The sequence below is a fragment of the Isoptericola croceus genome, from assembly GCF_029382255.1.
GTDB classification, from domain to species: domain Bacteria; phylum Actinomycetota; class Actinomycetes; order Actinomycetales; family Cellulomonadaceae; genus Isoptericola; species Isoptericola croceus.
This window is the reverse complement of sequence record NZ_JARLLG010000001.1, coordinates 268,364-294,794: the sequence shown is the minus strand read 5'-3', so window position 1 is coordinate 294,794 and position 26,431 is coordinate 268,364. Positions and strand designations below refer to the sequence as shown.

24 protein-coding genes are annotated in these 26,431 nt (G+C 72.2%); 11 read left to right on the top strand and 13 right to left on the bottom strand.

Annotated features, from left to right (window positions below; genetic code table 11):
* Positions 1-64: 64 nt before the first annotated feature.
* Genes PZC42_RS22440 through PZC42_RS01330 form a run of 3 tightly spaced genes read left to right on the top strand, consistent with a single transcriptional unit; the run spans position 65 to position 3,068 of the window.
* A complete protein-coding gene (locus PZC42_RS22440; RefSeq protein ID WP_277207607.1) occupies positions 65-1,333 on the top strand; it encodes a sensor histidine kinase in 1,269 nt (422 codons plus the stop codon).
* Positions 1,330-2,010 (top strand): response regulator, encoded by a 681-nt coding sequence (locus PZC42_RS01335; protein ID WP_277207605.1) that lies wholly within the window; start codon positions 1,330-1,332, stop codon positions 2,008-2,010. Before PZC42_RS22440 ends, PZC42_RS01335 begins: the two co-directional genes overlap by 4 nt.
* A gap of 56 nt (positions 2,011-2,066) precedes the next feature.
* Positions 2,067-3,068 (top strand): phosphotransferase family protein, encoded by a 1,002-nt coding sequence (locus tag PZC42_RS01330; RefSeq protein WP_277207602.1) that lies wholly within the window; start codon positions 2,067-2,069, stop codon positions 3,066-3,068.
* 13 nt (positions 3,069-3,081) lie between these two features.
* On the opposite strand, the gene PZC42_RS01325 is transcribed toward PZC42_RS01330, so the two are convergent.
* From PZC42_RS01325 to PZC42_RS01315, 3 genes are all read right to left on the bottom strand, one after another.
* Positions 3,082-5,055 carry an NHL domain-containing thioredoxin family protein gene (locus tag PZC42_RS01325; protein ID WP_277207600.1) on the bottom strand — a complete coding sequence of 658 codons (1,974 nt, stop codon included), beginning with the start codon at positions 5,053-5,055 and terminating at the stop codon, positions 3,082-3,084.
* 58 nt (positions 5,056-5,113) lie between these two features.
* A complete protein-coding gene (locus PZC42_RS01320) occupies positions 5,114-5,431 on the bottom strand; it encodes a hypothetical protein (protein WP_277207598.1) in 318 nt (105 codons plus the stop codon).
* A gap of 448 nt (positions 5,432-5,879) precedes the next feature.
* Positions 5,880-6,101: a hypothetical protein gene (locus PZC42_RS01315; RefSeq protein WP_277207596.1), complete on the bottom strand. Its 222-nt coding sequence runs from the start codon at positions 6,099-6,101 to the stop codon at positions 5,880-5,882.
* A gap of 116 nt (positions 6,102-6,217) precedes the next feature.
* On the opposite strand from PZC42_RS01315, the gene PZC42_RS01310 reads away from it, so the two are divergent.
* Positions 6,218-7,060, top strand: a complete 843-nt coding sequence (locus PZC42_RS01310; RefSeq protein ID WP_277207594.1) for an aldo/keto reductase — start codon at positions 6,218-6,220, stop codon at positions 7,058-7,060.
* Between the two features lie 4 nt (positions 7,061-7,064).
* Here the strand turns inward: PZC42_RS01310 and PZC42_RS01305 are convergent, their stop codons facing one another.
* Genes PZC42_RS01305 through PZC42_RS01290 form a run of 4 tightly spaced genes read right to left on the bottom strand, consistent with a single transcriptional unit; the run spans position 7,065 to position 12,210 of the window.
* Positions 7,065-7,985, bottom strand: a complete 921-nt coding sequence (locus PZC42_RS01305) for an alpha/beta hydrolase fold domain-containing protein (protein ID WP_277207593.1) — start codon at positions 7,983-7,985, stop codon at positions 7,065-7,067.
* Between the two features lie 10 nt (positions 7,986-7,995).
* Positions 7,996-9,240 (bottom strand): FAD-dependent monooxygenase, encoded by a 1,245-nt coding sequence (locus tag PZC42_RS01300; protein ID WP_277207591.1) that lies wholly within the window; start codon positions 9,238-9,240, stop codon positions 7,996-7,998.
* Entirely contained in the window at positions 9,221-11,353 is a 2,133-nt protein-coding gene (locus tag PZC42_RS01295) for an acetate--CoA ligase family protein (RefSeq protein ID WP_277207589.1), read from the bottom strand. Before PZC42_RS01295 ends, PZC42_RS01300 begins: the two co-directional genes overlap by 20 nt.
* The gene (locus PZC42_RS01290) at positions 11,350-12,210 is read right to left on the bottom strand and encodes a fumarylacetoacetate hydrolase family protein (RefSeq protein WP_277207588.1); all 861 of its coding nucleotides are present in this window, start codon (positions 12,208-12,210) and stop codon (positions 11,350-11,352) included. The genes PZC42_RS01295 and PZC42_RS01290 overlap by 4 nt, the downstream gene beginning before the upstream one ends.
* Positions 12,211-12,300: 90 nt before the next feature.
* On the opposite strand from PZC42_RS01290, the gene PZC42_RS01285 reads away from it, so the two are divergent.
* The 3 genes from PZC42_RS01285 to PZC42_RS01275 all read left to right on the top strand — a co-directional run bounded on the left by PZC42_RS01285 (position 12,301) and on the right by PZC42_RS01275 (position 17,031).
* Positions 12,301-13,230 carry a PaaX family transcriptional regulator gene (locus tag PZC42_RS01285; RefSeq protein ID WP_277207587.1) on the top strand — a complete coding sequence of 310 codons (930 nt, stop codon included), beginning with the start codon at positions 12,301-12,303 and terminating at the stop codon, positions 13,228-13,230.
* A gap of 594 nt (positions 13,231-13,824) precedes the next feature.
* Positions 13,825-15,267, top strand: coding sequence for a non-reducing end alpha-L-arabinofuranosidase family hydrolase (locus tag PZC42_RS01280; protein WP_277207586.1), 1,443 nt, complete (start codon positions 13,825-13,827; stop codon positions 15,265-15,267).
* 249 nt (positions 15,268-15,516) lie between these two features.
* Positions 15,517-17,031 carry a non-reducing end alpha-L-arabinofuranosidase family hydrolase gene (locus PZC42_RS01275; RefSeq protein ID WP_277207583.1) on the top strand — a complete coding sequence of 505 codons (1,515 nt, stop codon included), beginning with the start codon at positions 15,517-15,519 and terminating at the stop codon, positions 17,029-17,031.
* A gap of 171 nt (positions 17,032-17,202) precedes the next feature.
* On the opposite strand, the gene PZC42_RS01270 is transcribed toward PZC42_RS01275, so the two are convergent.
* From PZC42_RS01270 to PZC42_RS01245, 6 genes are all read right to left on the bottom strand, one after another.
* Complete coding sequence (locus tag PZC42_RS01270; protein ID WP_277207580.1) at positions 17,203-17,568, bottom strand: acyl-CoA thioesterase; 366 nt, start codon at positions 17,566-17,568, stop codon at positions 17,203-17,205.
* 4 nt (positions 17,569-17,572) lie between these two features.
* A complete protein-coding gene (locus PZC42_RS01265) occupies positions 17,573-18,520 on the bottom strand; it encodes an SDR family oxidoreductase (RefSeq protein WP_306573457.1) in 948 nt (315 codons plus the stop codon).
* Positions 18,517-18,996, bottom strand: coding sequence for a MaoC family dehydratase (locus PZC42_RS01260; protein WP_277207577.1), 480 nt, complete (start codon positions 18,994-18,996; stop codon positions 18,517-18,519). The genes PZC42_RS01265 and PZC42_RS01260 overlap by 4 nt, the downstream gene beginning before the upstream one ends.
* Positions 18,997-19,052: 56 nt before the next feature.
* The gene (locus tag PZC42_RS01255; protein WP_277207576.1) at positions 19,053-20,243 is read right to left on the bottom strand and encodes a thiolase family protein; all 1,191 of its coding nucleotides are present in this window, start codon (positions 20,241-20,243) and stop codon (positions 19,053-19,055) included.
* Positions 20,240-21,886, bottom strand: coding sequence for an AMP-binding protein (locus tag PZC42_RS01250; RefSeq protein WP_277207574.1), 1,647 nt, complete (start codon positions 21,884-21,886; stop codon positions 20,240-20,242). Before PZC42_RS01250 ends, PZC42_RS01255 begins: the two co-directional genes overlap by 4 nt.
* 135 nt (positions 21,887-22,021) lie before the next feature.
* A complete protein-coding gene (locus tag PZC42_RS01245; RefSeq protein ID WP_277207572.1) occupies positions 22,022-22,879 on the bottom strand; it encodes a PaaX family transcriptional regulator in 858 nt (285 codons plus the stop codon).
* Between the two features lie 130 nt (positions 22,880-23,009).
* Between PZC42_RS01245 and PZC42_RS01240 the strand changes: the two genes are divergently transcribed.
* From PZC42_RS01240 to PZC42_RS01225, 4 genes are read left to right on the top strand one after another with little or no spacing between them, the layout of a single operon-like run.
* Positions 23,010-23,990, top strand: a complete 981-nt coding sequence (locus PZC42_RS01240; protein ID WP_277207571.1) for an ABC transporter substrate-binding protein — start codon at positions 23,010-23,012, stop codon at positions 23,988-23,990.
* Entirely contained in the window at positions 23,990-24,787 is a 798-nt protein-coding gene (locus PZC42_RS01235) for an ABC transporter permease (RefSeq protein ID WP_277207569.1), read from the top strand. The genes PZC42_RS01240 and PZC42_RS01235 overlap by 1 nt, the downstream gene beginning before the upstream one ends.
* Entirely contained in the window at positions 24,784-25,602 is an 819-nt protein-coding gene (locus tag PZC42_RS01230; RefSeq protein WP_277207567.1) for an ABC transporter permease, read from the top strand. Before PZC42_RS01235 ends, PZC42_RS01230 begins: the two co-directional genes overlap by 4 nt.
* Positions 25,595-26,431, top strand: coding sequence for an ABC transporter ATP-binding protein (locus PZC42_RS01225; RefSeq protein WP_277207566.1), 837 nt, complete (start codon positions 25,595-25,597; stop codon positions 26,429-26,431). Before PZC42_RS01230 ends, PZC42_RS01225 begins: the two co-directional genes overlap by 8 nt.

The window sequence follows — 26,431 nt, the reverse complement described above, 5'->3', positions numbered from 1 at the left end:
GCGCGTCCGTGGCGTACATCCTTGGAGTGACCCCTCCCGGCGCGCGCTGTGCTGGGATGGGTGCGTGGACACCAGCGAGCGCCGGGCGGACGTGCGCACCGCCCTGCTGACGTTCGTCGGTGGCCTGGTCACCCTGCAGGTCGGCCTGGTCGGGATCGCCCCGAGCGTCGGCCCGCTCGCGGCGGTCGAGCCGCGACCGTGGTGGCGCGTGGCGCTGCTGGCGGCCGGGTGCCTGCTCATCCTCGCCAAGCGCACCCACCCGCTGCTCGCCCTGACCGGTGGCGTGGCGGTGACGCTGCTCGACCTCGTGTGGGGTGGCAGCCTGGCGATCCTGCTGGTGCTCTGGGACCTGCTGTACGCCGCGGCCCTGTGGTCCTCCCGGCGGGCGCGCACGGCCCTGTGGACGGGCGCCGTCCTGGTCAGCCTGGCGGGTGCGGTCGTCGCCGGCGAGGCGACGCGCAGCCTCCAGGTGTTCGTCTTCGCCGGGATCCAGCTCGCCGCGATCCTGCTCGTGCCGATGTGGTGGGCCGACAACGTGCGGCAGAAGACCGAGCTGGCCGAGCTCGAGCGCGCCCGCGCGGACGAGGCCGCCCGCGCCGTCGAGCTCGAGCGCCAGCGCGCCGCCGACCTGGCGCGGCTCGCCACGGCGGACCGGCACGAGGCGGTCCAGGCCGAGCGGACGGCGATGGCGCGCGACCTGCACGACGTCATCGCCTCGCACCTGTCCAGCATCGCCCTCCACGCCGGCGCCGCGCTGGCCGCCCCGCCGGACGCCGAGGGGGACCGTGCCGCGCTCGTCCAGGTCCGCCGCAGCGCGGTGGCCTCCTTGACCGAGATGCGGTCGATGATCGGGCTGCTGCGCGCCGACGCGCCCCGCGACCCGGTCGCCGCGCCGGCGGGCCTGGACCGTCTGGAGTCCCTCGTGGACACAGCTCGCTCGTGGGGCCTCGACGTCCGGCTCGACGACCCCGCAGGGGTCGCCACGGCGCCGCTGCCCGCCGCCGTCGGCCATGCGCTGCACCGCATCGTCCAGGAGGCGCTGACCAACGCCCACAAGCACGCCCCGGGGTTCCCGGTCCGGCTGGTGCTGGACCGGGCGGACGACGACCGGGTCCGGCTCGAGGTCGCCAACTCACTGCCCACCGGGGCCGGCCCCACCTCGCTCTCCGACGACGCGTTCAGCGCCGGCACCGGACTCCTCACGATGCGGGAGCGTGCCGAGGCGCTCGGCGGGACCTTCGGCGCGGGTCCACAGCCGGCGTCCGCGCCACCCGGACGCTGGGCCGTGCAGGTCGAGCTCCCCCTGCGCGAGGCCCCGGAGAACACCCCATGACCGTGCCCCCTCGCACCGTCCGCGTGCTCGTCGCCGACGACCACGCCGCCATCCGCGCCGGCCTGCGGCTCCTGCTGCAGACCGCCGACGACGTCGAGGTCGTCGGCGAGGCGGCCGACGGCGACGCCGCCGTCACCAACGCACGGGCGCTGCGGCCCGACGTCGTGCTCATGGACCTGCGCATGCCCGGCACGGACGGCATCGCCGCCACCCGCACGATCGTGGCGGAGTCCCTGGCCGACGTCCTGGTGCTCACCACGTTCGACCTCGACGAGTACGTGGACGGCGCCCTGCGGGCCGGGGCGGCCGGGTTCCTGCTGAAGTCCGCCGAACCGGCCGACCTGCTCCGGGCCGTGCGACAGGTCGCCGCCGGTGACGGTGTGCTCGCCCCCGAGGTGACCCGGCGCGTGCTGGCCCGCCTCGGGGAGGTGCCGCCGCCGTCGGCCGCCGATCCCCGTGCGCCCACGCCGGGCGACCCCCGGCTCGACGGGCTCACCCCGCGCGAGGCGGACGTGCTCGCCGCGCTCGGGCGCGGGCTGTCCAACCAGGAGATCGCCGCCGAGCTCGTCATCTCCGAGGCCACCACCAAGACCCACGTGTCGAGGGTGCTGGCCAAGCTGCAGGTGCCCTCCCGGATGCAGGCGGCCGTGGTCGCCCGCGAGTGCGGCCTGGCCTGACCTCGGCGCTCGCCGGGGCACTACCCGGCACGACGGCGGGCCGCTACGCTCGGCGCGTGCTGACCAAGACCGCCGTCACGGACGACCAGGTCGCGGCCGTCCTGGCGCCGGTCGGGGCCGTGCGGCAGGTCGAGCCGCTGGCCGGCGGGATGTTCGCCACCGTGCTCCGCGTCGACCTCACCGACGGCCGCCGCGTGGTGGCCAAGGTGACCGGTGCGGCCCCCTCCCGGCTGCTGCGGTACGAGCACGGGATCTCGGGCACCGAGGCCGGTGTCTACCGCCTCGCCCACCGGGCCGGCCTGCCCGTGCCCGCCGTGCTGCACGAGGACGGCAGCCGGGAGCACGTCGACGGGGACGTGGTCGTCACCGAGCACGTGCCGGGCGTGCTGTGGAGCGACCTGGACCTCGACCCGGCCGCCACGATCCGGGTCAGGCGCGAGCTCGGGGCGGTCATGGCACGCCTGCACCGGATCACCGGCGACCGGTACGGCTACCCGGCCCCGGCGTCAGGGCTCAGCCGGACCAGCTGGCCCGAGGCGTTCGCGGCGATGGTCGAGGCCGCGCTGGCGGACGCCGAGCGGTGGGACGTGCCGCTGCCGCACGCCCGGCTGCGCGCCGCCGTCGCCGCCGGGCGGGAGGTGCTGGCCACCATCACCACGCCGCGGCTCGTGCACGCCGACCTCTGGCCCGGCAACATCCTGCTCGACCCGGCCGGTGATACGGGTCACGGGCTCGCCGCCGTGCTCGACGCCGAGCGCGCGTTGTGGGGCGACCCGGTGTTCGAGCTGGTGGGTGCCGACCAGCTCGGGGTGGGCGCCGTCGACCCCGACGTGCTTGCCGGGTACCGGGACGCCGGCGGGGACCTCGGCCTCGGGGACGGGGCGCCCGGCGCCGGCGACCCGGCGGCCTGGACCCGGCTGCGGCTGTACCGGGCCTACTTCGCGTGCCTGCTCGTGGTCGAGATCGTGCCGCGCGCCTACACCGGCGACTGGGTCGAGGGGTACGCGGCGACCGCCCGAGGCAACCTCGAGCGCATGCTCGACGAGCTCGGGGCCTGAGCGGGCGCCGGGGTCAGCCCCGCAGCGGGAGGCACAGCTCGGATGCGCCGCCCGACGCCACGCATACCGGGACGCCCCAGTCCTGCTGGGCGAGGTGGCAGGCAGGGAACACGTCCGGGGCCGGCTCACCGTCCGGGCCGAGCGGCATCTCGTCGCAGGAGGCCGCCTTGGCGGTCACGTGCAGCACACCCTCGGCCACGTCGGGGTCGATGCGCAGGACGCGGCTCAGCGCGGTGCCGACACCCGCGCCGTCGAGCAGCAGGCCCGGCGGCGTCGCGCTGACGCGCAGCTCGGTGGAGGGACCGAACCGGTCGTCGAGCTTCTGGCCGGGCGCCGGGGTGAACGGCACGTCCAGGCGCAGCGCGCCGGGTGCGATGTCCGTGGCCGTGCGGGCGACGCGGTGCGCGCCGCCGTCGAGCACCTCGCCCGCGAGGTCGGCGGGCAGGGCGATGCGGGTGAGCCGGTGAGCGGCGGACTCGACCACCAGCAGATGGACGGTGCCGCCGTCGTCGTCGGCCTGCACGACGACGTCGCTCGGCTCGGCGAGGCCGGTGGCCAGGGTGGTGACCTCCCTGGTCACCGGGTCGTACCGGCGCAGGGCGCCGTTGTACGTGTCGGCGACGACGACGCTGCCGTCGGGGAGCGTGGCGACCCCGAGGGGGTGCTGCAGCAGCGCCTGGTCGGCCGATCCGTCACGGTGCCCGAAGTCGAAGAGTCCCTGCCCGACGGCGGTGCTCACCCGGATGCCGGCGGCACCGTCCGGCGCGGTGCGGCGCAGGGCCGAGGTCTCGGCGTCGGCGAGCCACATCCCGCCGTCGGGGCGGCCGTCGACGTCGAGCGACGGCGTGAGACCGGACGGCTGGGCGAACCAGGCATCGGCTCCGGGGCCGTCCTCGAGGCCCTCGTTCATCGTCCCGGCGAGGAGCCGGAGCGAGGGCTGCTCCGGGTCGAACACCCACAGCGTGTGGCTGCCCGCCATCGCGACCACGAACGCGGCGAGGTCCGGGGACCAGGCGACGTCCCAGGGCGAGGAGAGGTTGACCCACGTGGGCGGGTACTGGTCGTCCCTGCCGTGCGCCTGTGGCGCCTCGCCCGGCGCGGCGACGTTCTCCTGCCCGCCGATCATGTACTGGCGCCCCGTCCCGGCCACGGTGTACACCCGGCCGGACCCGAGGTGTACACCGCGCAGCGCGTGGTTCACCGTGTCCGCGACCAGCACGTCGTATCCCAGCCGCTCGCGCAGCTCGACCGGCACCAGGCACAGGCCGTTCGGCTCGCTGAACTGCGCGCCGTGGCTCCCGTCCGTCGAGGGCCCGCCGTCGACGAACCCGCGCTCGCCGGAGCCGATGCGCCGCACCAGGGTCTCGCCGTCGGGCGCCAGCTCGGCGAGCGAGTGGTGACCGGCGTCGGCCACGAGGAGGTTGCCGCCCGGCAGCTCCACCGCCTTGGCCGGGAACCGCAGCGTGCTCGGCTCCGGCGTCGGGGGGACGTACGGTCCGTCGCCGCGGTGCAGAGTGCCCTTCGCTGCGTGCGTCGCGACCAGCTCGTCCACGATCGCCGCGACCGCCGACGCGTGCCCCTCCCCCGCCATCTGCGCGACGACGTACCCCTCGGGGTCGACGACCACCAGGGTGGGCCAGGCCCGGGCCGCGTAGGCGTCCCAGGTGGTCAGCTCCGGGTCGTCGAGGACCGGGTGGCGCACGTCGTACCGCTCGACGGCGGCGGCGAGGGCGTCCGGGTCGGCCTCGTGCGCGAACTTCGGGGAGTGCACGCCGATGATGACGAGCTCGTCGCGGCGAGACTCCTCGAGCTCACGCAGCTCGTCCAGGACGTGCAGGCAGTTGAGGCAGCAGAAGGTCCAGAAGTCGAGCACGACCACCTTGCCGCGCAGGTCCGCGAGCGTGATCTTGCGTCCGCCGGTGTTGAGCCAGCCACGGCCGACCAGCTCGGAGGCGCGGACCTTGGGCAGGGCAGGTGTGGTGCTCACCGCCCCATTCTGCGGGATGGACGACGAACGAGGTCGCCGCGACGGCGACGCCCTCGATTCAGCACACGGACCGCAGGTTCACGATGGCAACGTCGATCCTCTGAAGCGCATCATCAAGGTCTCGCCACCCCACGACAGACGAGGCTTCTGGAACAGACTCCGTCAGCTCGACCTGTTCGGCGATGCGCGCGGCGTCGCCGAGGGCCAGCGCCAGGCTCTGAGCCCGTGCGCGAACCTCGACGAGCTCCTGGTCGATCGTCGGTCCGACCCCACGGTTGCCGCCGGTGGCCGACACCGCCATCGACAGTGAGCGCAAGTCCTGCGCATCCTCGATGTAGGCATGGCGCAGTGCGCGCGTCACGTCGTCGCAGATCACGGCCGCCTCGGCTGCTTCGGCGGTCTCGTGCTCCCGGCCCTCGTACTCAAGCTGGCTGTCGTCGGCCGGCGAACTGATCGTCGGCCCTGCGGATCCCTCCGTAGGTATGTCAGGCGTCGGCCGGGCACGCTCGGCAACGTCAGCGTCGAACGGACTCGGGAGAAAGACTCCTTGACCGGGCTCGACAAGAGTGCGCTTCGGCTTCTCGGTCGGACTGGCGCTACGCCGTGGTTCCGCCGCGGAGCTAGCCGCCGCCGAGGGAGCAGGTTCGTGGCTCTGCGAGCCATACGCCGCCACAGCACACACGACCATCGCGGCCACAACCCCTGCGGGGCCGAACCTCATGTGCCCCTCCACGCGACTGCGGAGGCCGAAGCTCCTTGAGCCGCGCTCTCGACGATCGCCGCGATCGCGAGCGTTCATCTCGGAGCCTTCCGGCACCCTGCGGCTACAGCGCCTCGACAGCGCCGACCACGTGGACTCGCACCGGCACGCCGTCGACGTCGGGCGGCACGTCCTTGCGGGCGCTCACGCTCTGCACGTTGACCTGCAGCACCCAGTCGTGGGTGTCGCCGCGCTGCGCGAGCCCGACACCGCACACGCCGTCGACCTGCTGGAGCGTCTCGCGCAGGGCGCTCTTGGCCGACCGTGCCTCGTCCCTCGTGACCATCGGAAACCTCCTGGTGCCCTTCCATTGTGCCCCCATCCGGGCCGGGCACGCCGCGACGTGGGTCACCTCGTGGGAGGGGGTCGCGTTCGGCTGCAGGCTGTGGGCACCATGGGCCGATGAGCAACGAGTCGATCCCTTCCCTTCTTCTCAACAGCGGCGTGCAGATCCCTCAGCTCGGGTTCGGTGTGTTCCAGGTCCCGCCGAAGCAGACGCGTGACGTGGTGTCGACGGCTCTCGACGTCGGCTACCGGCACATCGACACCGCGCAGATGTACCGCAACGAGCGTGGTGTCGGCGAGGCGTTGGCCGACTCCGGTCTGGACCGCGACGAGTTCTTCGTCACGAGCAAGCTCAACAACGCGTTCCACGCGCACGACGACGCCCTCGCGGCCTTCGACCGGACGCTCGAGGAGTTGCAGCTCGAGCACGTCGACCTGTTCCTCATCCACTGGCCGCTGCCCGCCGTCGACAAGTACGTCGAGGCGTGGGGCGCGCTGGAGGAGATCTACCGTTCCGGGCACGCCCGGGCCATCGGGGTGTCCAACTTCGAGCCGCACCACCTGCGCCGGCTGATGGACGAGACCACCGTGGTCCCGGCCGTCAACCAGGTGGAGGTCCACCCGTGGCTGGGCAACGAGGACGTGCGCGCCGTCGACGCCGAGCACGGCATCGTGACCGAGGCGTGGTCGCCCCTCGGCCGCGGGCGTGTACTGGAGGACCCGACCATCGCCCGGATCGCCGCGAACCTCGGCAAGACGCCCGCCCAGGTGGTGCTGCGCTGGCACATCGAACGCGGTGACGTCATCTTCCCGAAGTCGGTGACCCCGGCTCGCATCAAGGAGAACGTCCAGCTGTTCGACTTCGAGCTGTCCGACGCCGACATGGCGGACATCAGCGCCCTGGACCGCGGGGAACGCGTGGGCTCGCACCCGGACACGATGAACAACACCGGCCGCTGACCCGCTAGGCCGAGGCCGTCGCCCTCCGCAGGTGCTCGGCGATGAGCGCGTAGGTGCGCCGGGCGGTGTCGACGTCGTTCATTTCGTAGGCATGGTCCACACCTGGGATGTCCTCGTGGGTGACCAGGGCACCGGCGTCACGCAGCCGCCGCGCGTAGGCCTCGCCGTCACCACGGAGCCGGTCGAGCTCGCAGGTCAGGACCATCGCGGGCGCGATGCCGGTCAGGTCGGCGTCATCGGCGGTGTTCGCCGGGGAGGCGAGGCGGTCCGAGCGCATCGCGGGGTCCGGGATGTAGGCGGTGTCGAACACGTCAGCCATCCACGGCTTGATCAGCGGGTTGGTACCGACCGCCGCCTTGTCGCGGGCATGAGTGACCAGGTCGAGCGGTGCGTAGTGGATCACCTGGAGCGCGATGTGCGGACCGCCCCGCTCGAGCGCCTGGCGGGCCACGGCCGCCGCGAGCGCGCCGCCCGCGCTCTGGCCGCCGACCGTGAGCCGCGACGCGTCCCAGCCGTGGTCGGCCCCATGGTCCGCGACCCACCGCGTCACCTCGTAGGCCTGGTGCGGCGGGGCGGGGAACCGGTGCTGCGGCGCGACGGCGTAGTCGACGTTGACGACGACCACCCCCGCCTCGGCGGCGAGGTACCGGCACAGCGGGTCGTCGACCGTCGCGTCGCGCATGACGTACCCGCCGCCGTGGAAGTTGACGTGCACGGGCAGGTCCGGGACATGGTCGACGGGTCGGTAGACGAACGCCCTGGCCGGCCCGATCGACGTCGGGACACTGATCTCCTCGACTTCCGCGCGGCACTCGGGGAACGGTATCGGCTTGCCGCGCAAGGCCAGCTTGAGGCCGACCGCGGACAGTCGCTGCAGCCCGAGCGCCACCGCCGAGGCCACGTGCACGTTGCTGAGGATGGACATGATCAGCCTTTCAGTATCGGTAGACGCTCTGCGCTGTGTGCACGCCGCGCGGCCCGTAGGGGGCCTTCTCGAGCCAGGCGGACGCGACCTCGTCCTGCGGGGCCCGCTCGGCGGCAGCCCGGACCTCGGCGGCTCGCTCGGCCGACGGGCGCAGGTGCGCCAGCGCCTCGCCCGCGGCGTCTCGGTTGAACAGCGCGGCGGACCGGCGGGCGAGGGCGAACGACTCGACCGCCGTGCGCGCCGAGGCCCGCGTGCCGGCGGCGAGCGCCAGGACGACGGCGGACGCGGCCGCCTCGGCGTCGGGCACGCCCGAGTTGAGGCCCCGCGCGCCGAACGGCGCGAAGAGGTGGGCCGCCTCACCGACGAGCAGCACCCGGCGTGTGGGGTCGGCGAAGTCGTGCGCGACGAGCTGGAGGAACTGGTACGTCGAGACCCACGACGTGTGCTCCGCGTACCCGGGTGGCAGCACGGCGTCGAGCCAGAGGCGTACGCCGTCGGGCGAGGCGAGCTTGTCCGCGTCGTCGCCGTCGACCAGCTGCAGGTCGACCCGGTACCCGCCGGCGAACGGCACGACCAGGACGTTGCGGCCCTCGACCGCGGGGTGGGCGTAGTGGAAGTGCCGCTCCTGGGGCAGCGCCGGCCGCTCGATCTCGTCGACGTCCACGACGATGTACCAGCCGTCGTCGCGCCCGCCCTCCATCCGGGTGCCGACCTGCTTGCGCACGGCCGAGCGCGAGCCGTCCGCGGCGATCACGTACTGCGCCTGCCAGCGGTCGCCGCCCAGGGTGGTGAGGCGTACGCCGTCGTCGTCGGCGACGACCTCGTCGACCTCCTGCTCCCAGACGAACTCGACGCCGGCCGCCACTGCCCGCTCGTAGAGGTACCGCTCGATCTGCACCTGCGGCAGGCTCGTGAAGTGCGGGTAGGTCCCCGGTTCGGGGTCCGGGTAGGTCTTGGCGTAGACCTCCTTGCCCTCGTAGAACGTGCGCTGGGTGTTCCAGTAGACGCCGTGCTCGGACAGCTGCGCGCCGAGCCCGGCGCTGATCCGGTCGAGGATCTGCAGCGTCTGGCTGTGGGTGAAGATCGCCCGGCTGCCGGGTCGTTGTCGCCCGTCGGGCCCGGCCTCGAGGACGGTCACCGGCCGGCCGAAGGACCGCAGCGCCAGGGCAGCGGTCAGGCCGACCGGCCCTGCGCCCACGACGAGCGTCTCGCGCTCCCGGACATCTTCGCCGTGCTCAGGCATCGTGCTGGCCATGGTCTTCCTCTCCTGGGTTCCGGACGACGACGGCGTCCAGGACGACCGGTCCACGGGCCGTGACCCGTACCGGGTTGAGATCGATCTCGGTGATGTCGTGGTGCTGCGTGAGCACGTCGCTCACGGCGAGCAGGGTCGCGGCGAGCGCCGCGCGGTCCACGGGTGACGCGCCCCGGAAGCCGTCGAGCACTGCGTCCGGCAGCGCGTCGACCATCTCGGCGGCGCGCTCGGCGGACAGCGGCGCGAGGCGCAGGACGGGCTCGGAGCCCGGCCCGCCGGCCAGCTCGACGCCGACGCCGCCGAGGCCGAGGAGGACGACGGGTCCGAAGACCTCGTCGCGGATGCCGCCGACGATGAGCTCGGTGCCGGACGGCGCCTGCTCCTCGACGAGGTACCGCCGTCCGGACGTCCCGTCGATGGAGTCGATCGCGTCGATCGCGTCGAGGGCCGCGTCCAGCTCCGCGTGGCTGCGGACCCCGACGTGCACCCCGCCGACGTCGGACTTGTGCAGCACGGCCGCGTCGAGGACCTTGACGACCACGGGGCGGTCGAGACCGCCGAGCTCGTCCAGTGCCTCGTGGGCGGCGGCCCGGTCCGCGGCCGCTCGCCGGCGCATGGTGCGCAGGCCGTGGGTCTCGAAGAGTGCCTTGGCCTCGTCCTCGTCCAGGTCGCGCCCGACGGACCGCGTGGCGGTGACGGGCGGCGCGTCGGGCAGGGCGCGGGCGGCGGCGTCGCTGACCAGCGCGGCGAGCCCGACGGCGAGGTCGCCGGGGCTGGAGTACAGCGGCACGCCGATCTCGTCCAGCCGTACACGGTGCCGCTCGACGACGGCGGCAGGTCCGCCGGTCGCGTAGAGCACGCGACCCGCGGCTCCCTCGACCGCGGTCACCGGGTCCAGGACGCCGGGCTCGTCGAGCGCATACACCCCGACGGCGTCGATCCCGGGCTCGGCGGCGACCAGGCGCAGCACGTCGGGGAACGTGGCCGAGGGCCGCCCGGTGTCCACCGGGTTGCGCTGGTAGGTCAGCGGGGGCAGCAGGTCCCCGAGCCGGTCGAGGGTCGCGGGCGCCAGCTCGGGCACCCGCACCCCGCGGGCGCCGAGTGCGTCGGCGACGACGAGGCCGGGGCCTGCCTGACCGGTCAGCACCGCGACGCCGGTCGCGGACCGCGGCGCGGCGGGCAGCCGCACCGACCGCAGCGCCTGGAGCGCGGCGACCATCTCGTCGAGGCTGTCGACGACGACGGCCCCCGCCTGGGCGAGCGCGGCGCGCGTCAGCGCGTAGGAGCCCGTGAGCGATCCGGTGTGCGACCGGGCGAAGTCACCGACGTCGGAGCGCCCGACCTTGAAGGCGACCACGGGCTTGTGGGCGGTGACGCGCTGCAGTGCCTCGACGACCGAGCGGCCGTCGGCGATGCCCTCCACGTGCAGGCCGACGGCGGTGGTCGCGTCGTCGTCCGCGTAGAAGTCGAGCATCTGCGCGAAGCCGACGTCCGCCGCGTTGCCCAGCCCGACGCCGAGGCGCAGCCCGACGCCGGCGCGCTCGAGCAGGAAGGCGATCGCGAGGTTGACGCCGCCGGACTGGGCGACGACCCCGACCGTCCCGGGCCGCAGCCCGGCGGCCGCGGGCATGAAGCTCGCGGACACGCCGTCGACCGGGTTCATGAAGCCCGACGTGTTCGGGCCGAGCAGCCGGATGCCGCCGCGGCGCGCCGCCTCGACGGCCTGCTCCTGCAGGTCGTGACCCTCGGGGCCGCTCTCGGCGAAGCCGCCCGCGCACACGACGGCGGCGCGCACCCCGGCCGCCGCGGCCTCCTCGATCGCACCCGGGACGACGTGCGGCGGGACGACGAGGACGGCGAGGTCGACCGGGCCGGGGAGGTCGCCCAGGCTCGCCAGGGCGGGGCGCCCGAGCACGGTGCCGCCGCGGGGGTTGACCGGATGGAGCTCGCCGTCGAACCCGTCGAGCGCCTGCATCATCGCGTGCCCGGCCTTGTCGGGGCTGGCCGAGGCACCGACCACGGCGATGCTGCGGGGCCGGAGCAGGGGGTCCAGCGGGTGCGCCGCGAGCGCGGCCGTGCCCAGGGGCGCCTCGCCGGCGCGCGCGGTCGTCATCGTGCGCCCGGGCGGCGACCGTAGGAGATCGCCCCCTCGTCGGTCACCGGGACGTCGAGCCGGCCGAGCCGGTCGATCTCGACCACGACCCGCTGCCCCGCGGAGATCGGCCCGACACCGGCGGGGGTGCCCGTCGCGATGACGTCCCCGGGGTGCAGGGTCATGACGTGGCTCGTGTACGCGACGAGCTCGGCGACGTCGAAGATGAGCTCCTTGGTCAGCACCCGCTGGCGCAGCACCCCGCCCACCCAGCAGCGCAGCTCCAGGTCACCGGGGTCGCCGACTTCGTCGGCCGTGGTGATCCACGGGCCGAACGGGGTGAACGTGTCGAACGACTTGCGCGTCGAGCGGTCCTCGGTGGACCGCACGGTGATGTCCAGGACCGGGGCGTACCCGAGCACGTGGTCCAGGGCGTCGGCAGCGTCCACGCGGCTGGCCGTCCGCCCGATGACGACGGCGAGCTCGCCCTCCTGGTCGGTCCGCACGTCGGTGTACGGCAGCCGGATCGCCTCGTCGGGACCGATCACCGAGGAATTCGCCTTGAGGAACACGCCGTACTCGGCGATGGTCTTCTGCTCGCTCATCTCGGCCTTGTGGTCGAGGTAGTTGACCGGGGCGCCGACGACCTTGCCCGGGCGGGCGATCGGTGCGGCGAGCCGGGCGCCGTCGAGCGGGCGGCTCGGCAGCCCGTCCAGCGGCAGAGCAGTGAGGTCGGCGAGGGTGCCGCCGCGCTCGAGGAACGCGAGCAGGGGACCGCCTGCTCCGGCCCCAGGCACCCCCAGGGCATCGGTCAGGTCGACGAGACGGTCCTCCACGACGGCGTGCAGGCGGGCGTCGACGGTGCTGGCTAACCTCATCGTCACGGCTCCTTCGGTAATGTGACACAACCATCGTCGGTCGGAGTAATGTATGTCAAGTATTGGCCTCGGACCACGGGAAGGTGGCCCATGTCGAAGGTGAGATCAGCCGACGGGGAGCACCCCCGCCTGCCCCGGACGCGCCAGGGCTCACCGCCGAGCCTGTTGCTGACCCTGCTCGGCGACTACTGGTGGGGGCGCGCCGAGCCGCTGCCGTCGGCCGCCCTCGTCGGGCTGCTCGCCGACTTCGGGGTCAGCGACGTCGCCGCCCGGGCCGCGCTGAGCCGGATGGTCAAGCACGGGCTCCTCGCGACCACCCGATCCGGCCGGAACACCTTCCACGGGCTCACGCCGCGCGCCCAGGAGGTGCTGAGCGACGGCGCCGCCCGGATTTTCGGCTTCGGCGCCGACGACGGTGCGCCCTGGGACGGCCGCTGGAGCGTCGTCGCGTTCTCCGTACCCGAGGCCAACCGGTCCGTCCGCGAGGCGTTGCGCACGCGCCTGCGCTGGCTGGGCTTCGCGCCGCTCTACGACGCCCTGTGGGTCTCCCCCCACGAGCACCACGCCGAGGCGCTCGCCGAGCTGGTCGACCTCGGGGTCACGGCGGCCACGGCCTTCGTGGCGACCGCGCCCGACCTGCCCGCGACCATGCCCCCGCAGAGCGCCTGGGACCTCGACGGCCTCGCCGCGATGTACCAGGAGTTCGTCGACGCCTGGGAGCCGACCCACGCCGCGCTCGGCCGGGGCACGATCGACCCGGTCGACGCGCTCGTGCGACGCACGGAGCTCATGGACGCCTGGCGCGCCTTCCCCGGCCTCGACCCCGAGCTGCCGACGTCGCTCCTGCCGGCGGACTGGCCACGCCCGCGGGCGCGCGAGCTCTTCCTCGACACCTACGAGCGGCTCGGCGTGGCGGCCTCGGCACGCGTGCGCGAGGTCATCGCCCGCCACGCGCCCGAGCTTGCCGAGCACGTGGTCCAGTTCCCCGCGGTCACCACTCACACCGTGGGAGACCACTGAACAGTCCTCAAGCCGGAAAGCGCGCCCCGGGACTCGTCATGCGCTCCTGCCCCCACCCGGCCGCACCCCCAGGCACCCGGCGATCTGCACCGGCCGAGCCGGTGGCGCCACCGCAGCCGAACGATCCGCCCGGGCACCTGCTGCGAGGTCCGGGTCGGGCTGCCGTGCGGGACGACTCCCTGGACATCACCGCTCAAGGGACCCGTCGCGGCTCGGACCTATGAACCGAGAACGGCAGACGGAGAATCGCCGCGCGCCAGACCGAGGTCGCCACGGGAATGAATCGATGCAGATGCGAGCACGTCTTGACGGGCGGCATGTTAGCGCTCACAATCGTGCCAACCGATAACACCTGACATCGGGAATTCCGCCTTGTCGGAGCTGGATCGACAGGGCCAAGCTTGACGTGGCTTGTTAGCGCTAACACTCTGCCCGCAGTCTCCTGGCTGCTTCGCGGTGCGCCTCGTCGGGTGCACCGTCCGCTCGTGATCAAGGAGGATCATGTCTGCCCTTTCTCGTTCCCGATCGATCGCGCCGCCGACGCGGCGACGTCGGTGGTTGACGCGGCTGATTGCCGCTGGCGTGGCGGCGCTGATGGCCAGCGCCGGCGCCGTCGCGGTCACCGGCCCGGCTGCAGCCGCCACCGTCGACCCCACCGCCTGGTACCTGCTGCTGAACCGCAACAGCGGCAAGGCCCTGGACGTCAGCGGCGTGTCCACCGCCGACGGAGCCCAGCTCCACCAGTGGACCCGCACGAACGCTGAGAACCAGCAGTTCCAGTTCGTGGACGCCGGCGACGGCTACTACCAGATCAAGGCGCGGCACTCGGGCAAGATGCTCGACGTGTCCAGCTGGTCGACAGCCGACGGTGCCGCCATCCACCAGTGGACCGACCACGGCGGCACCAACCAGCAGTTCCGCCTCGAAGACTCTGACAGCGGCCACGTCCGCCTGATCAACCGCAACAGCAACAAGGCGGTCGAGGTCCAGAGCGCCGCGACCAACGACGGCGCCAACGTCGTGCAGTACAGCGACTGGGGCGGCAGCAACCAGCAGTGGCAGCTCGTCCAGGTCGACGGCGGCAGCGGCGCCTGCACTCTCCCGTCGACGTACAACTGGACATCGACCGGCCCCCTGGCACAACCGCAGAACGGATCCGTCGCACTCAAGGACTTCACCGCCGTCCGCCACAACGGCCAGTACCTCGTCTACGGGACGACACACGACGATGTAGCAGGCCCCGAAGGCAAGTGGGGCGCGCTGGCCTTCAGCCCCTTCACGAACTGGTCCGACATGGCCGCGGCAAGCCAGAACCCGGTGACAAGCTTCAATCCCGTTGCGCCGACGCTTCTCTATTTCGCCCCGACGGACACCTGGGTGCTCGCCTACCAGTGGGGCTGGCCGTACACCTTCTCCTACCGCACCTCGAGCAACCCCAGCGACCCCAACAGCTGGGGCCCGCACCAGGAACTGTTCACCGGGACCCTTCCCCCCAATCCCGATGGAACTCCTGCCGACGGGGCTCCCATCGACCAGACCCTCATCGCTGACGACACGAACATGTACCTGTTCTTCGCCGATGACAACGGCAACATCTACCGGGCCAGCATGCCCATCGGGGACTTCCCGGGCAGCTTTGGCTCGAACTACACCAAGATCATGAGCGACACGAAGGAGAATCTGTTCGAGGCGGTCGAGGTCTACAAGGTCCAGGGCCAGAACCAGTACCTCATGATCGTCGAGGCCATGGGGGACAACGGTCGCTACTTCCGCTCGTTCACGGCCACCAGCCTCGACGGCGAATGGACCCCGCAGGCCGACACCGAGAGCAACCCGTTCGCCGGCAAGGCCAACACTGGTGTCACCTGGACCGACGACATCAGCCACGGCGATCTGGTGCGCACCAACCCCGACCAGACCAAGACCATCGACCCCTGCAACCTGGAGTTCCTCTACCAGGGGCGCGACCCCAGCTCTGACGGAATGGACTACGGCATCCTGCCCTACCGGCCGGGTGTGCTGACCCTGCAGCGCTAGTGGCGTGACGCAGGTCCGGTGTTCCTGACGTTCGGCGGCAACAGCTCATGTCGAATCGGCTGAGCGATGTCACAGGTTGCTGCAATCAGGATCGCGTGGGGATGTAGCGGGCGGGCTCGGTGCAAGGCCGAGCCCGCCCGGATCACGCGGTTGCGTTGCGGAAGTCGGATCTGTCTTCGTCGAACAGTTCCACCACTTCGCGGTTCACCATCTTCGGGTGAACCGTCCGGCTCTTGGTCAAGGAGGATCATGTCTGCCCTTTCTCGTTCCCGATCGATCGCGCCGCCGACGCGGCGACGTCGATGGTTGACGCGGGTCGTCGCCGCTGGCGTGGCGGCGCTGATGGCCAGCGCCGGCGCCGTCGCGGTCACCGGCCCGGCTGCAGCCGCCACCGTCGACCCCACCGCCTGGTACCTGCTGCTGAACCGCAACAGCGGCAAGGCCCTGGACGTCAGCGGCGTGTCCACCGCCGACGGAGCCCAGCTCCACCAGTGGACCCGCACGAACGCTGAGAACCAGCAGTTCCAGTTCGTGGACGCCGGCGACGGCTACTACCAGATCAAGGCGCGGCACTCGGGCAAGATGCTCGACGTGTCCAGCTGGTCGACAGCCGACGGTGCCGCCATCCACCAGTGGACCGACCACGGCGGCACCAACCAGCAGTTCCGCCTCGAAGACTCTGACAGCGGCCACGTCCGCCTGATCAACCGCAACAGCAACAAGGCGGTCGAGGTCCAGAGCGCCGCGACCAACGACGGCGCCAACGTCGTGCAGTACAGCGACTGGGGCGGCAGCAACCAGCAGTGGCAGCTCGTCCAGGTCGACGGCGGCAGCGGCGCCTGCACTCTCCCGTCGACGTACAACTGGACATCGACCGGCCCCCTGGCGGAACCGAAGGCGGGGTGGGCATCGCTCAAGGACTTCACCGCCGTCGTCCACAACGGCCAGAAGGTCGTCTATGCCACGACGCACGACGCGTTGCCCTATCCCGACGGCAACTGGGGATTGATGTCCTTCAGCCCCTTCACGAACTGGTCCGACATGGCCACCGCCACCCAGCACACGATGCCCTTCGACGCTATCGCGCCGACGCTTATCTACTTCGCCCCGAAGGACATCTGGGTGCTCGCCTACAACGGGGGGTGGCCATACAAGTTCTCCTACCGCACCTCGAGCGACCCCACCAACCCCAACGGCTGGTCCGCGCAGCAGGAGCTGTTCACGGGCAGCACCCCGAAGGGGGGCCCCCTCGACGTGACCCTCATCGGTGACGAGACGAACATGTACATGTTCTTCGCCGACGACGAAGGCGGCATCTACCGGGCCAGCATGCCCATCGGGAACTTCCCGGGCAGCTTCGGTTCGTCGTTCGCGCAGGTCATGAGCGACACGCCGGTCAACCTGTTCGAAGGGGTGGAGGTCTACAAGGTCCAGGGTCAGAACCAGTACCTCATGATCGTCGAGGCCCAGAACTACACCGAGTATGGTCGCTACTTCCGCTCGTTCACGGCCACCAGCCTCGACGGCGAATGGACCCCGCAGGCCGACACTGTGACCAACCCCTTCGCCGGCAAGGTCAACAGCGGCGCGACCTGGACCAAGGGCATCAGCCACGGCGATGTGGTGCGCACCAACCCCGACCAGACCAAGACCATCGACCCCTGCAACCTGCAGTTCCTCTACCAGGGGCGCGACCCCAGCACTGACGGCGGGGAGTACGGCACGCTGCCCTATCGGCCGGGTCTGCTGACCCTGCAGCGCTAGACGGTATGACGTGACCGCTCGTCGTTGGGTGGTTGCGGGCTGGCCTGCTGATTGACCTGCAGGTTCGTGCGGTCCAAGGCTCGCCAGGCGAGGTCCCGGGCGACAGGCTCGGGACCTCGCTCCCCGCGATGCACCACTGGCGGGTGCTCCCAGCACCTTGACCGGCCACACCTAGGTGAGCGGGCCTCCGTCGAGCGCTGCCCGCAGCTCTTCCGGCACCGCGCGCGGGAGGCCGTCGTCGTCCACGTGGACGCACGTGGTCGAGCCCTCGACGCAGCTCACGCCGTCCCGCAGCACCCGCCAGCCGTAGGTGATCGACGTGCGGCCGACCGCCGAGGCCGCGATCTCGACGACGACCTCGTCACCGAACCGCAGCGGAGCGCGGAAGTCCGCTTCCAGCCGGCGGCGCGGGAACCGCGTGAGCTCGGACCAGCCGAGCGAGCGGAGCAGCTGGTGCTCCGCCCGCTCGGCCCACCGCAGGGCCGCCGTGTGATGGATGCGACCTCCGGCATCGGTGTCGACGAACTCGACACGCACCGACTCACGATGCGCCGACACGGTCCTCCAGCGGGGGCAGCGTGATGCCGCTCGTCTGCCCGGACGGGGCGAAGGTAGACGGCCACGCCTCGGCGATCGCCTCGGCCGACCAGCCGCCCTCCCGGAAGGTGACGGCGAGCTCCTCGGAGTACGAGTACAGCGAGAGCTTGTCGCCGCCGACGCCGATCGCCTGCCCGGTGACGTCGGCGCTGCTGTCGGAGGCGAGCCACACGATCAGCGGCGCCACGTCCTCCGGGCCACCGAGCGCGTGCTCCTGGCGGACGACGCGCGGCAGGGGCTCGCCGCGCTGGTACGCCTCGGCGACCTCCTTGTAGACGGGGATGGTCGCGGTCATCGCCGTGATCGCCGTCGGGATCACCGCGTTCACGGTCACCCCCGCGCGCGCCAGTTCCAGCGACCACGTGCGGGCCATCGCGATGATGCCGGCCTTGGCCGCCGCGTAGCTCGTCTGGCCGAAGTTGCCGTGCTGCCCGGCGGGCGACCCGACCACGACGATCCGGCCGCCTTCTGCCTGGTCGCGCATGCGGACCGCCGCCGCGCGCACCGTGGTGAACGTCCCGCGCAGGTGCGTGTCGACGACGAGGTCGAAGTCGGCGTCCTCCATCTTCCACAGCACGCGGTCGCGGATCACGCCGGCGTTGGCCACGAGGATGTCGAGGCGCCCGAAGACGTCGACGGCGGTCCGCACGAGCAGGTCGGCGGTGCTCGTCGGACCCACCGGGGCGACCACGGCTGCGGCGACGCCCCCCGCGTCGGTGATCTCCCGCACGGCGCGCTCGGCGGCGTCGCCGTCGACGTCGTTGACGACGACGCTCGCCCCGGCCGCCGCGAGCGCCTTCGCGTAGGCCAGGCCGAGGCCCTGCCCGCTGCCGGTGACGATGGCGACCTTCCCGGTCAGGTCGATCTGCTCGCTCATGCTCTGCTCGCTCATCCGTAGTACCTCACGATCATCAGGGCGACGGCGCCGGGCTTGGCCTGGTCCTCCACCTCGAAGGTGTTCTCGAAGACCGCCTGGTACCCGCCGGGCGCCTCGGTGACCTCGCGCAGCGTGGACAGCACCCGGATCCGCGCCCCGACCCGGACCGGGGCCGGGAAGCGCAGGCGGTCGAGGCCGTAGTTGATGCCGGTCGTCACGCCCGTGACCTCGAGGATCTCCGCCATGAGCGGGACGACGAGGCTCAGCGTGAGGTAGCCGTGCACGATGGTCCCGCCGAAGGGCGTCTGCGCGGCGACCTCGGGGTCGAGGTGGATCGGGTTGTGGTCGCCGGTGAGGTCGGCGAAGTCGTTGACCTCCTCCTGGGTGATGGTGCGCCAGGCGGACGGGCCGAACGTGGTCCCCACGTGCTGGGGCAGGTCGGCCAGCGCCACGGTCGTGGGCGCTGTGGGCGTGATCGGGACTGATGTCATCGGCTCGCTCGCAATCGAGGTGGGTGGATCGGTGAGATGGGTACGGGTGGGGGCGGCTATCCGTCGACCCGGACCACGACGGCCCCGGCGGAGTCACCCGCCGCGCACCCCGTGAACAGGCCGGTGCCGCCGCCCCGCGCGTGCAGGGCGTGGACGAGCTCGGTGATCGCCCGGGCGCCGGTCGGGCCCTGCGGGTGGCCGTAGACGAGCGAGGACCCGTACGGGTTCATCCGTTCGAGCGGGTAGCCCATCTGGTCGGAGAGCCAGAGATCGTTCACCGCGAACGGGTTGTGCGTGGTGACGACGTCGACGTCGGACATCTCGATCCCGGCGTCCGCCAGTGCCACGCGGGCGGCCTCGACGGGGGCCTTGGGCATGTACGCGGGCTCGGCGCGGCCGAACCCGGTGGCCAGGATCTGCGCGGTGACGCCGTCCTGCGCGATCTCGCGGGCCCGGTCGCCGGTCGCGACGACGACCCCGGCGCAGCCGTCGGCCGGGTGGGTCTGCGCCCCGTAGGTGACCACTCCCCCGGGCTTGACGGGCGACAGCTTGGTGAGCCCCTCGGCGGTGGTGGGGAAGACGCCGTGGTCCTCCTCGAGCCAGTCCTCACCCTTCTTGCGCGGGATGCGCACGGGCACCATGTACTGCCGCTGGACGGCGCGGTCGTCGGCGAGCGCGGTCACGTACTGCTCGTAGCGCATCAGCGCCACCTCGTCGACCTGCTCGCGCGTGTAGCCGCCGTCGACGGCGGTGTTCTCCGCGGTGTCGTTCATGCTCTGGCCGGTGGTCGGGTCGAGCTTCATCGGGTCGAGCACCCAGTGCTCGGCCAGCGGCGCGCCGCCGGTGCTGCGCTGGCTGGAGTAGAGCATCAGCGGGCCGTTGCTGGTCCGGTCGGTGATCACGCCGATCGTCGTGCGGTGCGCGCCGAGCTCGACCTGGGTGGCCAGGTGCTCGACGACCACCGCCGACGTGGCGCACGCCCGCGAGAGCCACGGCCCGCCGTACTGGCCCGCGCCCAGGCGCCGGGACACGAGGGTCACGCCGTAGAACCCGTACTGCTGGGGCACGGTGCAGCCGAGCGTCCACTCGGTGATCTCCTCGGGCGGCAGACCGCGTTCCTCCAGCGCCCGGCCGGTGACGTCCACGGCCAGGTCGAGACTGTTCACCTCCGCCAGGGGCCCCTGCCACTTGGCGAACGGTGACGTCCAGCTCAGGCCGAAGGGGATGTGCGCGTCGCGGAATCTCATGCGTGCTGACCTGCCTCTCGTTCGGGGACCTGGGCGCGCAGGGCGCGCAGGTTGAGCTTTCCGCTCGGGCTGCGGTCGAGGGCGTCGACGAAGAAGACCTTGCGCGGCTTCTTGTAACCGGCGAGCTGCCGTCCGACCTCCTCCTGGATCTGCTCCGCGGTGAGCGACGAGCCGGGGACCGTGACCACGTAGGCGGTGACGACCTCTCCCCACCGGGGGTCGGGCGAGCCGAAGACGACGGCGTCGGTCACGTCAGGGATCGCGACCAGGACGGCCTCGACCTCGCCGGTGAAGACCTTCTCACCGCCCGTGTTGACGACCGCCGCGCCACGGCCGAGCAGCTCGACGAGGCCGTCCCCGAGGACGCGGACATGGTCGCCAGGCATCACGTACCGGACGCCGTCGATCACGGGATACGCCTCCGCGGTCCGCTCCGGGTCCCCGTCGTAGCCGAGCGGCATCTGACCTCTGTACGCCAGCACGCCGGTGGCGCCCGGGACGTCCTGGACCTCGCGCATCTCGGCGTCGAACACGACGGTGCCGGGGGCGAGCCGCGGACGGCACGGGATGTCCTGCGGTCCGCGGACCACGCCGTAGGCGAACGGGCCGCCCTCGCTCGAGCCGAAGATGTCGACGAGCGTCGCCCGAGGCGCGTGGGTGATGAGCCGCAGCTTGAGCTCGTCGGACCACGCCATGCCCGAGCTGAGCACGGCGGTCAGGCTCGACACGTCGAGCCCCTCACCCTCGGGTGAGTCGAGCACCTCGACGAGCGGGCCGACGACGGCGTTGCCCGCGACGATCAGCCGGGTCACGCGCCGCTCGTGGATGGTTCGGGCGGCGGACAGGGCGTCGTAGCCGGCCGACGGCAGGAAGACGACGCACCCGCCGAGGACGAGCGTGTTCATCGTGTTGAACAGCGCCATCGCGTGCATGAGCGGGGTGAGCGGCAGGGTGATGGTCGGCGGGAGGTCCGTGCGCGCGGCGATGCGCGCCACGTCGTCGAGGTCGGTGGGGACGTCGACGGGCAGCGAGCCGTAGATCGAGAACAGCTGGCTGTCGAACAGGTTCCCGTGCGTCCACACGACGGCCTTGGGGGTGCCCGTCGTGCCGCCGGTGAACATGAAGATCTGGTGGTCCGGGGACAACGGTTGCGGGCCGAGCGGCTCGGCGTCGAGGGCGGTGGCGAACGGCCGGCCGGGCTCGGTGGGGCCGTCGTCGTCGGGCACGGCGAGCACGAGGTCCGGCAGCGGCACGTGCGCGGCGGCGTCGCGCACGTGCCGCCCGAGGCTCGTCGGGTGGACGAGGCCCTCGGCACGGGAGGCGCGCAGCAGGTCGGCGAGCTCGCGTCCCTGGTAGCGGAAGTTGATGTTGACCGGGATCGCGCCGATCTTGTACGCCGCGTACACGGTGATCAGGTACTCGACGCGGTTGTACATGAAGATCGCGATGCGCGACCCGGCCCCGAGGCCCCGCGCGCGCAGGGTGCCGGCGACCCGGGCCGCGGCGTCGTCCAGGTCGCGGTAGGTCATCGTGCGGCCGTCGGCGTGGACGGCGGGGCGGTCGGGCACCGCGCGTGCCACGGACTCCCAGATGGTCGCGTAGTTCGCTCGGCTCAGATGGTTGCTCGGGGTCGGCTGTTCCACTGCTCACATCCTTGTGGGCGGATCCGTGGTCGACGCCCTGTCAGGCCACCGACCGTCGGTGAGGATTCGATCGTGCCTCACCGCACCCCACAACGTCAAGCACTTTCGTGACGCCCGTCATGAGAAGATCGAATGTCAAGCCTTCGACGGCGCGTCCGACCGGCCCAGGAACCCCTCGAGATCGGCTCGCGCTGCACCGACGAACATCTCGCGCAGGCGCCGGAACGTGGCCGCGGAGCGGCCGGAGGGCCAGTCGTCCGAGAGATGCCCGGCGGGAAGCCTCGGGTCGGCGCGCAGCAGCGCGAGCCAGTCGGCACCCAGTGCCGTCATGTCCCGCAGCGGGTTGGCTGAGCCCTCGACGTCGGCCCACGCGCCGAGGAACTCGAGATGGTGCGCGCGGATATCCTCCAGCCGCCAGGCCGAGCGGACCGCCCGCGTCGCCGAGAAGCCCTCGATCTCGTACGCGCGGAACGCGGACAGCTCGACGCCGGCGAGGTCGCCGTCCAGCGGGCGGAGCGCGGACGCCAGGTCGACCTCGCCGGGGGCGATCCACAGCCCGTCACGCAGCAGGCCGAAGCCCGACCAGGTGAGGGTCGCCCGCACCCGGTGGCGCGTGTCCCGCCGACTTTCCGGCACGGAGAACGTCACGAGGGTCCAGCCGGTGCCGACGGGAGCGAAGGGCTCGTCCGCGAGCACGCGGCGGCGCGCCTCACGGAGCACGGACTCGCTGGCCGGGGTGAGGCCGTACGCGACCTCCCGGCCGGCGCGGACCTTCGCGAGCAGGTCGCGGCGGGCCATGCGGGCGAGCGTGGCGCGCGTCGCGGCGTCGCCGACGCCGAGCTCGGCGAGCAGCCCGATGAGCACGGCCGAGGGGATGTACCCGACGCCGGCGTCGAGCACGAACTCCCCGAGGAACGCGAGGAGCAGCTGCTCGGGGCGACGCGACGCGCGTCCCACCGCGGCGTGCTCCCCGCTGTCCGGAGGTGCTGACATGCCCCGGAGTATTCCAGAACGAGCACGAACGCCCGGGGCGTTGACATGCATGACATACGGGCTGCACTCTGTAGATGCAAGTGTCATGCATCTCGACAGCCTCACGATTCAACGACGAATTGAGGAACTCATGAGCCGACGACGTCCCCGCATCCTGGCCGCCGGTGCCGCGCTGCTGGCCCTCGGCCTGGCCGCCTGCACTGCTGACGACGCCGATCCCGCCGAGGCCGGCGATCCCGCAGCGGACGGTACCCGGGCGGTGACGATCGGGGCACTGAGCATCAGTGAGACGGCGCCGCTGTGGGCAGCCGTCGAGGCCGGCGTCTTTGCCGAGCACGGGCTCGACGTGACCGTCCAGCCGATCCAGGGCGGCGCGCAGGCCATGCCCGCCCTGATCAACGGTGAGGTCGACCTGACGATCGGGCAGCCGTTCGGCGTCCTGCGGGCGACCGAGCAGGGGCTGACCGTCGCGATCATCGCCGGCTACGCGGAGAGCTACGCCGAGGGCGACGACATCAACGCCGTCGTCGCGGGGGCGGGGACAGACCTCACCCGCCCGGCCGACCTCGCGGGCGCGAAGGTCGCGGTCAACTCCCTCGGCGCGGCGGGAGACCTCACGATCCGCGCCGCCGTCGAGCAGGACGGCGGGGATCCCGACGCCATCGAGTTCGTCGAGGTCGGCTTCCCCGACGCCGCGGCCCAGCTCGAGGCCGGGAACATCGATGCCGCGTGGGTCCCTGAGCCCTTCGTCTCGATGATCGTCGGGGCCGGCGGCTCCAGCGTCGTCTACCCGTACCAGGCCGTCATCCCCGGGCTGCCTACCCTCGTGGTCCAGGCGACCACCCAGACGGTGGAGCAGGACCCGGAGCTGGTCGCCTCCGTCCGCGAAGGGCTGGCCGACGCGTTCGTCTGGGCGGAGGACAACGACGACGCCGTCCGCCAGTCGCTCGTCGACAACCTCTCCCTGCCCGAGGAGGCCGCGGCCAACCTGCCGCTGCCGCACTTCACGACGACCGTCGACCAGGGCGTCATCCAGGCGCTGGCCGACCTGGGGGTCGAGCACGGCTACTTCCAGACCGCCCCTGACGTCGACATGATCCTCGTCGACTGATGACGTCCGTCGCCGCAGCGGCGGCGGGACGCAGACAGCGCGTGCTCGGCGTGGTGGGCATCCTCGGGTTCCTGCTCACGTGGGAGCTCGTCGCCCTCTCGGGCACGGTCAGCCGGACGTACCTGCCGACCGCCTCGACCACCCTGCTGCGCCTCGGCCGCGAGCTCACCACGCCGGGCTTCTGGGCCATCCTCGCCGACACCGTGATCACGTGGTCGGCGGGGCTGGCGATCGCCGTCGTCGCCGCCGTCGCGCTGGGGACCGTCGTCGGGCTCGTGCCGTTCCTCGAGCGGGCCACGCACAGCAGCGTGGAGTTCCTGCGGCCGATCCCCTCGGTGGCGATCATCCCGCTCGCGGTGCTCGTCGCGGGGCTGTCCCGGGAGGCCGCGCTCATGGTGGTCGTGTACGCGCCGTTCTGGCAGGTGTTCGTCCAGGTGCTGCACGGCGTCGCCGACGTCGACCCGGTCGCCCGGGACACCGCCCGCAGCTACGGGCTCGGCCGGCTCCACCGGCTGCGCCACCTCGTGCTGCCGACGGCGCTGCCCTACGTGATCACGGGCGTCCGCCTCGCGGCCTCGATCGCGCTGGTCCTGACCATCACGGCCGAGCTGGTGATCGGCAACCCGGGTCTCGGGCGGCAGATCGAGCTCTACCGGTCCGCCCCGGACGCGCCGGGCCTGTACGCGCTGGTGCTGGTCACGGGCGGGCTCGGCATCCTCGTCAATCTCGCGGCCCGCGCGGCCGAGCGCCGCCTGCTGCACTGGCACCCCTCGGTGCGCAGGGAGGCGGCCCTGTGACCCAGACCCCGACGCGGACCCCCCGGACCCGGCGCCCGTCGCTCGCCGGAACGCTGCGCGCCGTCGGCTACGCGGCCGGCCTCCCCGCGCTCGCCCTGCTGGCCTGGGTCCTGGCCACGGACCGGTCGGCCTCCCTCTACTTCCCGTCGCCGACGACGATCGCGAGCACCTTCGCCGCCACCTGGTTCGGCCCGGCACTGACGACCGACGTGCTGCCGAGCCTCGGCCGGTTCGCGATCGGCGTGCTGCTGTCGATCGTCATCGGCGTCGTCGCCGGCACCGCGATCGGCACGACCCGGTGGCTGCGGGACCTGCTCGAGCCGATGCTCGAGTTCTTCCGTGCGGTCCCGCCCGTCGTGCTGGTGCCGGTGCTCATGCTGATGCTCGGCGTCGGCGACTCGATGCGGATCGCCGTCATCGTCTCGGGCTGTGTGTGGCCCGTGCTGCTCAACACGGTCGAGGGGGTGCGCGGCGTCGACACGGTGCTCACCGAGACGTCCCGCTCCTACCGCGTGCGCGGTCTGCTGTCGCTGCGCTCCGTGGTCCTGCCCGCCGCGAGCCCGCAGATCATGGCCGGCATCCGCCTGTGCCTGTCGATCGGCCTGATCCTCATGGTGATCTCGGAGATGTTCGCCTCGTCCTCGGGGCTCGGCTACCGGATCGTCTACTTCCAACGCAGCTTCATGATCGCCCAGATGTGGAGCGGCATCGTGCTGCTCGGGCTCGTCGGCGTCGCGGTGGCGACGCTCTACGGGTTCGCCGAACGGCGAGTCCTGCACTGGTACCACGGTATGAGAGAGGTGGCACGTGGCTGACACCACGCACGAGAAGCCGTCCGAGACCCGGAGCGGCGCCTTGCTCTCCGTCCGGGACCTCGGCAAGACCTACGCGGTGGGCTCCGGTGAGGTCGAGGCGATCCGCTCGATCAGCTTCGACGTCCGAGCCGGTGAGCTGGTCTGCATCGTCGGCCCCTCGGGCTGCGGCAAGACGACGCTGCTCAAGTGCCTGTCCGGTCTGCTCGCACCGACGGCCGGTTCGGTCGCGCTCGACGGCCAGACCGTGCTCGCACCGCCGAAGAAGATGGCCGTCGTCTTCCAGGAGTACGGGCGCAGCCTGTACCCGTGGCTCAGCGTGCAGGACAACGTGGGCCTTCCGCTCAAGGCCAGGGGGGTGCCGCGCGGCGAACGGGACGACACCGTCCGGGCGGCGCTCGAGGAGGTCGGGCTCGGCCATGCCCTCACGGCGTTCCCGTGGCAGCTCTCCGGGGGCATGCAGCAGCGGGTCGCGATCGCGCGGGCCATCGCCTACGAGCCCGAGGTGCTCGTCATGGACGAGCCGTTCGCGGCGGTGGACGCCCAGACGCGCGCCGACCTGGAGGACCTGGTCCGGCGCGTGTGGCAGGACCTGGGGGTCACCGTCCTCTTCGTCACCCACGACATCGACGAGTCGGTGTACCTGGGCGAGCGCGTCCTGGTGCTGTCGAGCTCGCCGACCGTGGTCCAGGAGGACCTGTCCGTCGACCTGCCTGCCGAGCGCGACCAGATCTCCACCCGCGCCCTGCCGCAGTTCACCGAGCTGCGCACGCACGTGCACGAGCAGATCCAGCGCGCCAAGCGCGGCGACCGGGCGGGGCTGCCCGCCTGA